A 13,258-nucleotide genomic window follows, 5' to 3' on the forward strand; every position below is an offset into this window, starting at 1 on the left:
CTCCGGGCACCAAATTTCTCCGTTAGCGGCCCAAAAACAGCCCCCAATTCGTTTTGACAGGCTCGGTGCCTCAGGTGTCGGATTACGCTTTGCTAATCCGACCTACTGGAAACATCGCGCCATTGCTCGCGTAGGTCGGATTAGGCGAAGCCGTAGTCCGACAAAGCGGCACCCAACCCGTATAAACCGCCAATGTTTGAGTAGGTCGGATTAGCCCGCAGGGCGTAATCCGACACCTGAGGCACCCAGCTCGAATATGATTAGGAATGCCCCTGTCAGGGCGCTGCTTCGCGCTCACCAAACCGTCTTTGCTGGGGCATCAAAACCAGGGTCGCCACCAGCGCACCCGCCACAAACACCCCAAAGGTCCAACCAAAGCCCAGGGCATCCGCCAGATAGCCCATGGCAAAGGCGCCCAGCGCGGGGCTGCCCATGCTGATCACGGTCCAGATGCTCATTACCCGGCCGCGATAGGCGTCGGCAACCATTAGTTGCAGCAGGGCCTGACAGCCGGTGCCGGTAATGGTCATGCACAGGCTGGCCAAGGTCATCACCGGTACCAGCCAGGTCAGGCCGGTCAACACCACCACGGGCAACAAGATCAGCGCGCCCAGCAGCAGGGCACCAAAAATCAGACGGCTGATAACGGCCGGGTCCCCGTGTTGGCGCGATATCAACAATCCTCCAGCGATAGATCCGACACCAGCGGCCGCCGTGAGAATCGCCAGGGATTGTGCGGTGCCATCGGCCAATTGCCCGGAGATTGCAGGTAACAGCTCCATCACCGTACGCCCGAGCAGGCCGTTGATCAGGGTCATGACCAGCACCAGCCGGATCAGCGGGGCCTGGCGGATAAACCCCAGCCCGGCCTTGAGGTCGGTCAGCACCGTGATGCTCCGGTCCCGGGGCATCACTTTAATGGGGGGAACGTTAAATAGCAGCACCAGGGTCGTCAGGAACAGTCCGGCCGACACCGCAAAGGCAACCCCGGTTCCGGCCAGATAGATCAACCAGGCCGCCAATGCCGGGCCCAGAATACGCGCGACGTTGAAGACGATGGCAGACAATCCGATGCCACTGGGCAGCAGGTCGTCGCTGAGGATTTTGGGAATCAGCGCCAGGCGCATGGGGTGATGGGCGGAGGTGATGCAGCCGTAGGCCAGGGCCATGGTCAGGGTCCAGGGCAGGGAGACCGCACCGCTAATAAAGGCGATGGCCATCGCTGAGCAGACGACACTGTTCGCCGCCGCCGTGCACAGGACCCCGGTGCGCGGATCAATGCGGTCCGAGAGCACGCCGAACAGGGGCGATAACACCAGTGTTGGCGCCAGCAGAAAGGCGCTGGCAATACCGACCCAAAACGCCGATTCGGTGAGTGTCCAGACGGTCCAGCCCAACAGAAAACGGACGATCCAGACCCCCAGCGTCGCGCTGCAGCTGGCGAGAAAATAGAAGCGGAAGGGCGGCGCGGAAAAGGCGGCAAAGGTCGTGTGCATCGCGCCATTCTAGCATGATGGGCGACCCGCGAGATGCTGAAAATCCCTTGCGGCCCGGTACGCCCCCTGTCGACCAGGAGCCGCCGCATCTCCCGGTGGATTGGCGTCGAAAGTCGGCTATTATTGATAGGAGCAGTGTACGCTCGACAACAATCGGCAAAAAAAGAGAGGTGTACCATGGATAAGAAATATGTTCTCACCGCGCTCGGTTACGCATTGCTTGGCATGCTGCTGGGTATCTACATGGCAAAAACCGCAAACAATATTCAACATGTCACTCATGCTCATATCCTTCTGATCGGCTTTGTGGTGTCGTTTATCTACGGGGTGATCTACAAACTCTGGTTGAAGGGCAGTTTCGGGAGGATGGGCCAAGTACAGTACTGGGCCCATCAGGCAGGGACGCTGATTATTGTGGTCGGGTTGTTCCTGTTATATGGCGGTTTTGTGGCGGAGTCGGTGGTGGGCCCGATTTTGGGAATTGGCTCCGTCGCTGTGATTGTTGCCATGTTGTTGATGAAGGTGATGTTCATCCGCTCGATCAGGGCTTCCTGATTTCCAAGGCGGGACAGCTGTGAAGCTGTCCCGCCGCGTGCAGCGGGCGAGAGGCTGGCAATCCCCTGCGTGATGGCGTATGGTCACTTTTTAGACAAAAAGACGAAATAACAATAAGGTGCGCAGGATGATGCGATTCTGGCTGGGCTTGGCCCTGCTGCTCTGGTCTTTCTCGAGTGTTGCTCAGGTGGTGATCAATGAGCTTCAGGCCTCTAACGGTGTCACCGTCGAGGACGAAGATGGCGACAACGAGGACTGGATTGAGCTCTACAATGGGGGTTCCGAAGCGGTCAATCTCGATGGTTATTGGCTCTCGGATGACTACGACAATCCCTCGCGCTGGATTTTTCCCGCGGTAACCCTGGAGGCTGGCGACACCCTGTTGGTCTGGGCCTCGGGCAAGAACCGACGCAGCGCCGGTGCGCCCCTGCACACCAACTTCGGTATCAGTGCCGGTGGTGAAGAAATTCTGCTGTCAGCACCGGATGGCACGTTGATAGACGAAGTGCCGCCCTTGCCGTTGCCAACGGACATTTCCTGGGGCCGGGTCAGCGATGGTGCCGATGAGTGGGCTTATTTTGACGAGCCGACACCTGGACAATCGAACACCACCGCGAGCTATGAAGAAATTCTGGACCCGCCGACCTTTTCTGCACCCGGCGGTTTCTATGACGGCGAGTTTTCCCTGACCCTGAGTCACGCCGATCCGGAGGTGACCATCGTTTACACGCTGGATGGCTCGCCGCCAACCCCGAACAACCTGGACGGCACCACCTACAGCTACAAAACCCGTTACCGCCAGGGACCCAGCCAGAGCGACGGTGAATTGGTGGAGCGCAGCTTTACCTCCTACAGCTACAACGAGCCTTTGCCGATAGCGGACCGCTCGGATGCGCCCAACGAGCTGGCGCTGATCCCGTCGACCTTTGACAACAATCCGAACTACCTGCCCGAACACCCCATTGCCAAGGGCCAGGTGATTCGGGCGCGGGCGTTCAAGGACGGCGCAATTCCCAGCACCGTGGCGAGCCATTCCTACTTTATTACCGATGGCGGCGAAAACCCCCATCAAGTGTCTGTGATCTCCCTTGCGGTACAGGAGGACGGGCTGTTCGAGTACCAGGACGGCATCTATGTCGCGGGCTCACGCTTTGATCAGTGGCGCGACGCCAATCCGCATGCTTGGGCCGATGGTGGCACCCAGGCCAACTGGCAGTTGCGCGGGCGCGAGTGGGAGTTGCCTACCCATCTCGAACTGTTCGAGCCCGGCAGCACCCAGGCAGATTTATTGCGCGACATTGGTATTCGTGTTCACGGTGGCTGGAGTCGCGAGGGGCGCAGTAAATCCCTGCGCCTGTATGCCCGCAACGCCTACGGCGAGTCGCGCTTCAATTACCCGATTTTTCCGGGATCCTCCGATGAGGATTACAACCGCTTGATGCTGCGCAACTCGGGCAACGACCGCTCCTATACGCTGTTTCGCGACGCCATGATTCAGGCGTTGGGCGAGGGGATGCGGATGGATACTCAGGCCTACCGGCCGGCGGTGGTGTACCTGAACGGCGAGTACTGGGGCATTCTCAACCTGCGCGAGCGCTATGATCGTCACTATCTGGCGCGCACCCACGGCGTCGACCCGGACAATGTGGACTTTCTCACCAATCGCGACGAAGTGGGTGAGGGCGATGCCGTCCACTATCAGGAGACCCTCGACTATATTGAGGCCCACGGGGTGGTTGAAGATCAACACTTTGCCCATGTCCAGACCCGGGTCGATACCGACAATTACATGGACTACACCATCGCCAACATTTTCGCCAACAACACCGACTGGCCGGGCAACAATGTTGATTACTGGCGTCTGCGCACCGACAGCTATCTGCCCGGGGCTGCGCACGGCCACGATGGCCGCTGGCGCTGGTTGTGGTTTGATGCGGACTTCGGTTTTGGCCTCTACGACGGCGTCAATGGCGCGAGCAATAACACCCTGGCGTTCGCCACTCAGGCAGGTTTGAGCGAGTGGCCCAACCCGGACTGGTCTACCTTTTTGTTGCGCAACCTGCTCGAGAACGAAGGTTACCGCGAGGATTACATCAACCGCTTTGCCGATCTGCTCAACAGTCAGTTCAGCAGCGCCCATGTGGTGCCCACCATCCGAGCCATGCAGGCGGTGATTGAACCGGAGGTCGCCCAGCACAGCGAGCGCTGGCGCGAGCCGGCGGATATTCAGTCCTGGCGCAGTCTGGTGCAGATAATGGTGGATTTTGCTCAGGTGCGGCCCGAGTACCAGCGTCAACATTTGGAGAGTCATTTCGGTCTCGCCGGCCGCTATACCCTGACGTTGGACAGCGCCAATGCCGCCCACGGGCATATTCGGGTAAACACCCTTGAGGTCACTGACGCAACGCCGGGTGTCAGCGATGCGGTTTATCCTTGGGAGGGCGAGTATTTCCGGGGCGTACCCATCCGCCTCGAGGCGGTGCCGGCACCGGGTTACCGCTTCAGTCACTGGAGCGGTGCCAGCGATGCGGATGAGGCCCGGATTACCCTCGACCCCAGTGGCGATACTCAGGTTCAGGCCCACTTTGTGCCGGCGAATCCGCCGTTTTTGCACGCCTGGGTGTTCGACGGTGACCTGGCCAATAACACGCCCCTTGAGACCATCAACGCGAGTCTGAGTCATACCGAAAAACCGGCGCGGATCGTGTTTCACTCCGCGCTTGAGGGTTACCCCTTTGATGAGGCCGATGAGCGCTGGCGCGATGCCTCCATGGAGCGGCGCAACGCGCCCACCACCATCAATTACATGCTCGACACGCCATACGCCGATGCCAACCTGCGCGGGCTCCAGGTCAAGCAGCCGTTTATGGGGGATGCGGGGGAGAATGCGCTGGCCTTCGAGTTGCCCACCACCGGTTACAGCGGCGCGGTGCTGCGTTTTGCCGCCATGGATGAGGGCGCCGCCGACAGCCTGCTGGTGGATTACTCGGTGAGCAGCGGCGAGCCCCGCTGGACCACGGCGGGGCTGTCCAACACCATTCTGCCCTTGGCGGACGACTTTCAGCTCTATCGAGTCAACTTTAAGGGTGTGCCCGGGGTGGATGACAATCCCGACTTCCGGGTGCGGATCCGCTTTGCCGGCCCGGACATGAATGCCAATGACGGCAACCGCGTGACCTTTAACAACATTTCCCTGGCCCTGGAGCAACAGACCGAGCTTGTGTATTTCTGGCTGTTCGACAGCGACCTGCCCAATAACACCGAACTGGAAGACATTCGTCCCACGTTCGGCGCAGTACCGGGTGCAAGGATCCACTATGCCTCGGCACTGCCGGGCTACCCGGACACTGATCGGCAGGCGTCTCTGGAGCGGCGCAATGAGCCTACCGCGCTCAATTACTGGCCTGAAGGCAATCAAGGCATCGACTTTGAGCAGGTCAATATGCGGGCCATTCAGGTGCGCCAGCCGTTCCGGGGCGAGGCGGGCGAAAATGCCCTGATGTTCCAGATGCCCACCGTGGGCATCCGTCAGCCGGTGTTCCGCTTTGCCGCCATGGATGAGGGAGCGGCGAGCGAGCTGAGGGTGGACTATGCCGTGAATGCAGGTACGCCCCAGTGGACCTCGGCGGGCTTGAGTCACCGGCGCCTGCCGTTGGTGGAAGACAGTTTTCAGGCCTACGAGGTGGACTTCAGTGGCATCGCCGGGGCCAGTGACAACCCGCACTTTATCGTCAGGCTGCGTTTTGCCGGTGAGGATATGGCGGCCGACAACGGTGACCGGGTCACCTTCAACAATATCAGCCTGCACGGGCGCCTGAGCGCGGCCACGGATACCGGCGACTTACCGCCCGCGTCCGGTGATCAGCCACCCGCGGGCCCCGGCGAGTTTGCCGGACGCCAGCGGGTGAGTGGGGCCACAGGCAGTGTTCTGGGCGACAACCACGATGCGGGACGTGAATCCGGCGAACCGGTCCACGGCGCGCATCTGAATGTGGAAGGGGCCGAACACAGTCTCTGGTGGACCTGGACCGCCCCGGATACCGAGCGCATGCGTTTTGTCAGTGACCTCAGCCGTATCGACACGGTGCTTGGGGTTTATCGGGGCGAGCAGCTGGAGGCCCTGACACCGGTGGTGGCAGCGCAGGACGCCCCCGATCAGCTGTGGTTTGTGGCCGAAGCCGGCGAGACCTATCACCTGGCCGTGGCCGGACGCGACAATGCGCAAGGCGAGGTGGCCCTGAGCTGGAATGCACAACCCGCCGATGCCGCGCCGGTGAGTGTCGATGGCGAGAGTGGTCAGCCGGCGATCATCTGTGAGTTGGCGGAGTGTGAGCTGGATGCTGACGGCAACCTGTTGTTGGACCTTGAGGGACTGGGACTGCTGGTATTGTTGCTGGAGTCCGATAATCCCCATTTCCATGCGCTCGAATATCATGGTGATAGCCCCTGGTATAACCACTTCAGCAGCCCGCTGGCGGATTCGCGCACGCGTATCATCGCCGACGTAGACGGCTTGCCGGTGGTGATCACCCGCGCTGTGGGGGAGGCTGGCCGCCACTATCAGATTGAAGCGTACGCCGATGGCCGGACCCGCCAGCGGGTGGTGTCGGCTCAGGGCAGCGAACTGCTGCGCGCCAATCTGGCACTGTCCGACAGTGAGGTCGAGCTTGATGATGACGGTGAGCTGCGCACCTGGGTGGCGTTGCCGGAAGGCGAGGCGGGGCCGTTAAGGGCCTATTGGCGACTCAATGACGATGCCAGCCTCCAACTGCGTTACGAGCGCCACAATAGTGTCAGCGATACCTGGGAGCCTGTGTCCGAGCGCCTGGCGGCTAGCCACCTGCCATCGGGAACACTGTTAGTGCTCGACGAAGTAGACGGCGAAATACAGCTGCGCGTGCGCGCGCGGGTTGCCAACGATCTTTATTTCTAGGGGCTCAAGATGATGAAATTATTCGCAATTGCTGCCTTCCTTGTGTGTTTGAGCGCTTGTGATTCGGGGTCGAGCGGGGCGCCGCCGGGCACCGGCTCGCCGGAACCGCCCGAAGAACAGCCGAGCGTGACCGACATGGTTGCCGGGGAGGTCTATACTGTAACCATCAACGACCGCCTGGTGGTGACCAGTGCTGATGCGGCCCTGATTGAGCTGGTCTACACGCTGGATTTGGACACCGGTGAAGACGGCACACAGGTACAGTTGCGGGAGGGTAGCGCCGAGCTGTTTCAGTAGTCTGGCCGATGCTCCATTTTGGGGCGTTCGCGACCCGTCAGTGGACTTGTCTCCTAAGTTGCTGTATTATATGGATAAGTTTGTCGGTGTGCGGGGATGCGCGCCGGCTTTCATTAACTGCTACAGGAACTGACAACGATGGCTACGGATACGGAATCATCTGAAGAAACACATATTGAGCGGGTGGCTGACCTCACCCTGAGAACCCCCAGGTCAACCGATGGCTACGCCCTGCACAAACTGGTAGAAGCCAGCCCCCCTCTGGACCCCAACTCCATTTACTGCAACCTTCTGCAGTGTTCTCATTTTTCCCAAACCGGTGTTGCTGTAGAGCTGGACGGCGAATTGGTCGGTTTTACCTCCGGCTACCTGATTCCCGACCGCCCCGACACCCTTTTTGTCTGGCAGGTGGTAATCGCTGAAGCCGCCCGTGGCAAGGGTCTGGCGAAGCGGATGCTCAAGCATTTGCTCAAGCGCGCCGTCTGCAAAAACGTGCGGCATATCGAAACCACCATCACCCCGGATAACGAAGCGTCCTGGGCGTTGTTTCGCAGTCTGGCGCGCGACCTGGAGACCGAACTGAACAGCGCCGTCTGGTTTGAACGCGAGCCCCATTTTGGTGGCCAGCACGACGACGAGCATCTGCTTAAGCTCGGTCCCTTTGAGGTCAGCACGCTGCGCTGAGACCCGCGCAGCGGTACACCGTTTTCCCCTTAAACCTCGAACCTACTATGCTAAGAGGCATTACACGCATGACAATCTTTTCTGAAGTTGAATCAGCAGTACAGTCCTACGCCCGTTCCTTTCCGGTTGTGTTCGACCAGGCGCGCGGCAGCCATATCTATGACGGCGAAGGCAACGCCTATCTGGATTTCCTGGCCGGCGCTGGCTCACTTAACTACGGGCACAACAACCCGGTTTTGAAGAAAGCGCTGATCAACTACATCGAAAATGACGGTATCACCCACGGTCTGGACATGCACTCCAAGGCCAAAGCGCATTTTCTGAGCGTATTCCGCGAGCGCATCATGGCCCCGCGTGATCTCGACTATCGGATGCAGTTTACCGGGCCCACGGGCACCAATGCCGTCGAGGCGGCCTTGAAATTGGCACGTAAAGTGACTGGTCGCAATGATGTGATCTCCTTTACCAACGGCTTTCACGGTGTGACTCTGGGTGCAGTGGCGGCCACGGGCAATCAGCACCACCGCGGCGGTGCGGGCGTGCCCCTGAGCGATGTCACCCGCATGCCTTTCTGCGGTTACCACGGGCGTGACGTCGACACACTGAAAATGATCGATAAATTGCTCAAGGACCCCTCCAGTGGCGTTGCCACCCCGGCGGCCTTCATCGTTGAGACGGTGCAGGGTGAGGGCGGCCTGAACGTGGCTGAAATGGACTGGCTTAAAGGCCTTGAAAAGCTCTGCCGCAAGCATGAGATTCTGCTGATTGTTGACGATATTCAGGCCGGTTGTGGTCGTACCGGCACCTTCTTCAGCTTCGAGCCTGCCGGCATCAAGCCGGATATTGTCACCCTGTCCAAATCCCTGAGTGGCTATGGCTTGCCGTTTGCGGTTGTGCTGTTGGCGCCGGAATTGGACGAGTGGTTGCCGGGCGAACACAATGGCACCTTCCGGGGCAATAACCACGCCTTTGTGACAGCTGCCGCGGCCATTGAGCACTATTGGGCCGACGACCGTTTTGAAAAGGAAATCCAGGCCAAATCGGCGCTGGTGACCAAGCGTCTGAAGGCGATCCGCGACCAACTGGGTGAAACCGAACTGCGCCTCAAAGGTCGAGGCATGATGCAGGGACTGGAGTGTCGCTCGGGCGAGATCGCGGGCAAGGTCAGTCAGGCGGCGTTTGAGCGCGGTATGATCATTGAGACTGCGGGTAATTACGATCAGGTGGTCAAGGTTTTCTGCCCGCTGACCATCAGTGATGAAGAGCTGAACAAGGGCCTGGATATTCTGGCCGACAGTTTTTCGGCGGTCTTTAAAGAACTGAGCTTGAGTCAGGCGTCCTGATTGGACGTTTTACTCGACCGAACGCACCGGCCCTGACACGGGCCGGTGCTCATTTTATACTTAACGAGTGAGATAGCCATGATCGTCAGAACCCTGAAAGAAGCGCAACAGTCAGACCGCAAGGTCGAGTCCGAAGGCTTTAACAGCGTGCGTTTACTGTTGAAGAACGACCAGATGGGCTTTTCCTTTCACATCACCACCATTTACAAAGACGCCGAGCTGCATCTGCATTACCAGAATCACCTGGAGTCCGTTTACTGCATCAGCGGTAAAGGCTCTGTCGAAACCCTGGACGACGGCAAAGTTCACCCGATCGAGCCGGGCACGATTTACATTCTGGATAAGCACGATAAACACATTTTGCGCGCCGAAGAAGAAATGCAGATGGCCTGCGTTTTCAATCCGCCATTGCACGGCAACGAAAAGCACAATGCCGATGGCGCCTACGAGCTGGACGGCGAGGAAGTCGGGAATTAAGTGATCCGTCAGCGTGGTGCCGAGCTATACCCAAGTCGGCACCCACTGTGGTTACCCCGTCTCGATAATCAACGTCCAGGGAGAATTTGCATGTCTCATACAGTAGAAAAAATCGGCGGCACGTCGATGAGCCAATACGAAGCCGTGCGCGACAACGTCATCAAGCGCAATGGTTCGTCCAAAGAATTGTATAACCGTATGTTTGTGGTGTCTGCCTATGGTGGCATTACCGACTTGTTGTTGGAAAACAAGAAGAATGGCCAGCCGGGCGTTTACGGTATGTTTTCCAGTAGCGATGACGACGATCCGTGGATGGAGGCTTTTGAGCGGCTGCGTGCACGTATCGATGAACTCAATGCCGGCTTCTTCGGCGAAGGCGATCTGCGCAAAAAGGCTGACAAGTTTATCGGCGAGCGCCTTGACGACGCCGAACGCAGCCTGACCTATTTGCAGCGCTTGTGTCAGCACGGCCATTTTGAGCTGGACTCACACCTGTTTACGGTGCGCGAGATGCTCGCAAGCATTGGCGAGGCCCACAGCGCCTGGAGCATGACGCATCTGTTGCAGCGCGATGGCGTCAATGCCTGTTTTGTCGACCTCTCAGGTTGGAAGGCCGAGGAGGCTCTGCCGCTTGACGATATGATCAAGAAGCAACTTGAAAAGATTGATGTCACCAAGCAGTTGCCGATCGTTACCGGTTATACCCACTGCAAAGAAGGGTTGATGGGCACTTTCGATCGCGGCTATAGCGAGATGACGTTCAGTCGTATGGCTGTCGTGTCGGGTGCCAGCGAAGCGGTGATCCACAAAGAGTACCATTTGAGCAGTGCCGACCCGCGTCTGGTAGGTGACGATAAGGTTGTGCCTATTGGGCGTACCAACTACGATGTCGCCGATCAGTTGGCGAACCTGGGCATGGAAGCGATTCATCCCCGTGCCGCTAAAGGCCTGCGTCAGGCGGAAATTGCCCTGCGTATCAAAAACACGTTCGATCCGGATCATCAGGGTACCCTGATCACCGGTGACTACGTCAGTGATACGCCCCGTGTAGAGATTATTGCCGGGCGCAAGAAGCTCTACGCCATCGAGTTCTTTGATCAGGATATGATGGGCAGTATCGACAAGTACGATTCCACGATTCTGGCGGCGATTGCGCGCTTCAAGGCGCATGTGGTGAGCAAGGATATGAATGCCAACACCATTACCCATTACGTTGCCGGCAACCTGAAAACCATCAACCGGATCCGCACGCTGTTGCAGGAAAAATACCCGGATGCGGAAGTCGACACCCGTAAAGTGGCGGTGGTTTCCGCCATTGGCAGTGACATGAAGGTGCCGGGCATGCTGGCCAAAACTGTGTCGGCGCTGTCTGAGGTCAACATCAGTGTGCTGGCGATGCACCAGTCAATTCGTCAGGTGGATATGCAGTTTGTGATCGATGAAGACGACTATGATGAGGCGGTCAAAAGTCTGCACCGTTGCCTGATTGAGGTGCATGACCACGGAAGCGCCATATGCGTTGCCTGATCGCGCTTGTTGCGCTGTTTGTGGCCGCCCATGGGTGGGCGGCTGAGTCCGAGCCTGATGAGTTTGAGGAAAATCGTCGTGTTGCACAGGCGGTCGATGAGCTTGGCGAACCGCTCTACAGCCCGTTTATCGAACGCTATGTGCTGGATGAGCTCAAACAGCTGCGCGTGGATATGGCCAATGTCCGCGTTGAACTGATTCAACAGGTGGTTGACCGCGAAATCGACTCCATCGATCGGGGTGTGACCTACGCGACCAACACCATCACCTATTTCTTCTATCTTATTGCCGGTGTCAGTTCCATTCTGGTGGTGGTGGGCTGGACGTCGATTCGTGACATCAAAGAAAAAATGGGCAATCTGGCCGATGAAGAAGTGGGCAAGTTGGTCGACGTTTACGAGGCGCGCTTGCGCAGCATCGAGAAGCAGCTGACCCAGAAGACCCGCCACATTGATGCCAACCGGGAAGAAATCGAGCGAACCCAGGAAATGCATGCCCTTTGGTTGCGAGCGGGACTGGAGAACTCGGCGGCCAACAAAATCGCGATTTACGATCAGATTTTGGCCACCAAGCCCAACGATACCGAGGCGCTGACCTACAAGGCCGATGCCGTACTGGAGCTGGGTGAGCCCCAGTGGGCGATCAACCTGTGCCACCAGGCCCTGAGTATCGACAAGGGTAATGCCCATGCCTTTTATCAATTGGCGTGCGCGCATACGGTGCTCGAGCACTATGACGAGGCCATCCAGTATTTGGCCGAGGCCTTGCGCTTCTCGGAGAGTTACCTCGACGAGATTTTACAGGAGCCTGCGCTTCAGCCCCTGGCCGAGCTGCCGGCATTCCAGGAACTGGTGGGTGAGCGCGGTCATGATGCCAGTACCTGATCCCTTGATGTTTTTGGAGACTGGCCAATGATGCGCGCCTATCGGGTTCATAAGCATGGCGATGAAAGTTTTCTGACACTGGAAAATGTCCCGGTGCCCGAGCCTGGGCCCGGGGAAGTGCGGGTTGCCCACCGGGCAGTGGGTGTCAATTTTATCGACATCTACCACCGCAGCGGTCTTTATCCGCTGCCGTTGCCCACGGGCATTGGCCTTGAGGCCGCCGGAGAAATTGATGCCGTGGGCGAGGGCGTCGAGGGTTGGCGGCAGGGGGATCGTGTCGCCTATGCAGGTGGTCCGCCCGGCGCCTACGCCGACGGCCACGTGGTCAAGGCCGAGCAACTGATTCGCCTGCCCGAGAGTGTCAGTTTTGAGCAGGCGGCAGCCCTGATGCTGAAAGGCCTGACCAGTGCTTATTTATTGCATGAGACTTATCCGGTGAAAGCCGGAGAGACCATTCTCTGGCACGCTGCCGCTGGTGGGGTAGGCCTGATTGCCTGTCAGTGGGCCAAAGCCCTGGGTGTACGGGTTATCGGCACCGCCGGTTCGCCCGCCAAGGCCGAGTTGGCGCGAGCCAATGGCTGCGACGAGGTCATTCTGTATGATCGGGAAGATGTGGCCAGTCGCGTGCGTGAGTTGACCGGTGGCCGCGGTGTACCAGTGGTGTACGATTCCGTGGGCAAGGATACTTTCGACGCTTCACTCGATTGTCTCGCGCCGCGCGGACTCATGGTGAGCTACGGCAATGCCTCGGGTGCGGTGACCGATTTCAGCCCGCTGCGGCTGGCTCAAAAGGGCTCTCTCTACCTGACCCGTCCGACCCTGGCGCACTACGCGAGTACGCCAGCGGAGCGCCAGGCGCTCGCCGACAAGCTCTTTTCGGCGCTGGACAAAGGGTGGATCGAGGTCGCGATCAATCATCGCTACGCCCTGAGTGAGGCCGCCAGCGCGCAGCGGGCTCTGGCGCGGCGCGAAACCACCGGCGCGAGCGTACTGATTCCCTGACGCGCAAGACTGTATGGCGCGTCACAGATGGTGTATAACAGGGCGTTAACGATAGAGACA

Annotated in this window: 10 protein-coding genes; 9 read left to right on the forward strand and 1 reads right to left on the reverse strand. The window is 58.8% G+C overall.

Annotation, left to right across the window (positions count from 1 at the left end):
* Window positions 1-275: 275 nt before the first annotated feature.
* Window positions 276-1,496, reverse strand: coding sequence for an MFS transporter (locus DKW72_RS07430; protein WP_111641724.1), 1,221 nt, complete (start codon window positions 1,494-1,496; stop codon window positions 276-278).
* 177 nt (window positions 1,497-1,673) lie between these two features.
* On the opposite strand from DKW72_RS07430, the gene DKW72_RS07435 reads away from it, so the two are divergent.
* The 9 genes from DKW72_RS07435 (at window position 1,674) to DKW72_RS07475 (ending at window position 13,198) form a co-directional block, all read left to right on the forward strand.
* A complete protein-coding gene (locus tag DKW72_RS07435) occupies window positions 1,674-2,051 on the forward strand; it encodes a TonB-dependent receptor (protein WP_111641725.1) in 378 nt (125 codons plus the stop codon).
* A 127-nt stretch (window positions 2,052-2,178) separates the two neighbouring features.
* Complete coding sequence (locus DKW72_RS07440) at window positions 2,179-6,984, forward strand: CotH kinase family protein (RefSeq protein ID WP_111641726.1); 4,806 nt, start codon at window positions 2,179-2,181, stop codon at window positions 6,982-6,984.
* 9 nt (window positions 6,985-6,993) lie between these two features.
* Window positions 6,994-7,281, forward strand: a complete 288-nt coding sequence (locus DKW72_RS07445) for a hypothetical protein (protein ID WP_111641727.1) — start codon at window positions 6,994-6,996, stop codon at window positions 7,279-7,281.
* A gap of 138 nt (window positions 7,282-7,419) precedes the next feature.
* Entirely contained in the window at window positions 7,420-7,965 is a 546-nt protein-coding gene (ectA, locus tag DKW72_RS07450; RefSeq protein ID WP_111641728.1) for a diaminobutyrate acetyltransferase, read from the forward strand.
* A 68-nt stretch (window positions 7,966-8,033) separates the two neighbouring features.
* Window positions 8,034-9,308: a diaminobutyrate--2-oxoglutarate transaminase gene (gene ectB / locus DKW72_RS07455; RefSeq protein WP_111641729.1), complete on the forward strand. Its 1,275-nt coding sequence runs from the start codon at window positions 8,034-8,036 to the stop codon at window positions 9,306-9,308.
* Window positions 9,309-9,386: 78 nt separating this feature from the next.
* The gene (locus tag DKW72_RS07460) at window positions 9,387-9,785 is read left to right on the forward strand and encodes an ectoine synthase (protein WP_111641730.1); all 399 of its coding nucleotides are present in this window, start codon (window positions 9,387-9,389) and stop codon (window positions 9,783-9,785) included.
* A gap of 90 nt (window positions 9,786-9,875) precedes the next feature.
* The gene (locus DKW72_RS07465) at window positions 9,876-11,312 is read left to right on the forward strand and encodes an aspartate kinase (RefSeq protein WP_111641731.1); all 1,437 of its coding nucleotides are present in this window, start codon (window positions 9,876-9,878) and stop codon (window positions 11,310-11,312) included.
* The gene (locus DKW72_RS07470; RefSeq protein WP_111641732.1) at window positions 11,300-12,196 is read left to right on the forward strand and encodes a TPR end-of-group domain-containing protein; all 897 of its coding nucleotides are present in this window, start codon (window positions 11,300-11,302) and stop codon (window positions 12,194-12,196) included. The genes DKW72_RS07465 and DKW72_RS07470 overlap by 13 nt, the downstream gene beginning before the upstream one ends.
* Before the next feature lie 27 nt (window positions 12,197-12,223).
* Window positions 12,224-13,198: a quinone oxidoreductase family protein gene (locus DKW72_RS07475; protein WP_111641733.1), complete on the forward strand. Its 975-nt coding sequence runs from the start codon at window positions 12,224-12,226 to the stop codon at window positions 13,196-13,198.
* Window positions 13,199-13,258: the final 60 nt, after the last annotated feature.

The organism is Marinimicrobium alkaliphilum, from assembly GCF_003259155.1.
GTDB lineage: Bacteria > Pseudomonadota > Gammaproteobacteria > Pseudomonadales > Cellvibrionaceae > Marinimicrobium_A > Marinimicrobium_A alkaliphilum.